This window comes from Parashewanella hymeniacidonis (assembly GCF_016900895.1).
Lineage (GTDB): Bacteria > Pseudomonadota > Gammaproteobacteria > Enterobacterales > Shewanellaceae > Parashewanella > Parashewanella hymeniacidonis.
The window spans coordinates 1-1,119 of record NZ_JAFEUN010000298.1; the positions used below are offsets into that span (position 1 = coordinate 1).

2 protein-coding genes are annotated in these 1,119 nt (G+C 36.3%); both read right to left on the bottom strand.

Annotation, left to right across the window (positions count from 1 at the left end; translation table 11 throughout):
* Positions 1-135 precede the first annotated feature (135 nt).
* Positions 136-591, bottom strand: a complete 456-nt coding sequence (locus tag JQC92_RS22425; protein WP_205001737.1) for a hypothetical protein — start codon at positions 589-591, stop codon at positions 136-138.
* 29 nt (positions 592-620) lie between these two features.
* Positions 621-926 (bottom strand): hypothetical protein, encoded by a 306-nt coding sequence (locus JQC92_RS22430; protein WP_205001738.1) that lies wholly within the window; start codon positions 924-926, stop codon positions 621-623.
* Positions 927-1,119 lie beyond the last annotated feature (193 nt).

Consider the following 1,119-nt stretch of genomic DNA (forward strand, 5'->3'; position numbering starts at 1 on the left):
GCTGATAAATAGCTCACTCACATCACAAAATTATTTCTGAGATATTTGCATATATAAGTAGCGTCGGGCTGGTTCAACAACCAGATAAGGCGCAGGCTGCGCTACGCCTATCCTTATTTATTAAATTGCTGCTTACTACTTGAAACACTCTTTATTTTTTACATAGTAAACAGTATTAAAAAACCAAAAGATTGGATTGCACGTAAAGACTGTTGCAGCAAACCAACCAACTTTACTTTTAGTTAGGACTGCAAATGACAATGCAAACATCATTACACCAACAATTGCATAAGAAAGAACTTCAATACTGTAACCAGCTGAGAAATACTCATAACCACCGCAGAATAGTGTGACTAAACCTTGTAACCTCATGAAAAAACCGAACCATGTAAACCAAAGAAAAGAATTTTTATTATGACCATCTCTCTCTTCGGTTTTATCAAGTTCATTACACGCTTGAAAATAGGCATACATTAGTGCTGCCACGCTCAATATTGCTAACATCGTTTGCTTCTCCTTTTGCAATTTAACGCCAAAATAACAGGCAAATAGTGCTTGGCTATAATTTTGGAACGAAGTGACAAAAGCCAAGCAGTATTTGTCCTTGTTGATTTTTCTTGTTAGCTTTTGATCTTGATGGCTACATTGTTATTCTTAAAATACCACAGAATTACTGGGATTTCGATTGCGCCATAAGTTGCCAACGTGTACCAGAACCAATTTACCTTAAACACTAAAAGATTAAACTCGTAACCTGTATTCCAGAATTGAAAGCCGACAATAGTTAAAGCTAAGCCAGATGCAAATATGTCATAGAATGAAATTTTGTTAAAATTATTACCAGCAACTCTTGGGTAAACTGATAAATATGCAACAAGTACGATTATCAAATTTAAAGTGATGATTGCAAATTCAGGACTTTCCATATTCGATTGATTACTCCATTAAAAAAGCTAACGCCCAATTCAGCTGCGCCGTAGGCGTCTGCTGGAATTTCTTGTTGAACCAAGCCGCTTTGCGGCAGAAACTGCTGATAAACAACAATTAATCATATCAATCAACGATATCGTTCATACTTCTTTGGCAGCAATATCGCTGTCAACGTTTAGGAGTATGGCT

Coding starts and splice junctions, on each gene's coding strand:
- JQC92_RS22430 (WP_205001738.1), bottom strand. CDS start 926: ATGGAAAGTCCTGAATTTGCAATCATCACTTTAAATTTGATAATCGTA.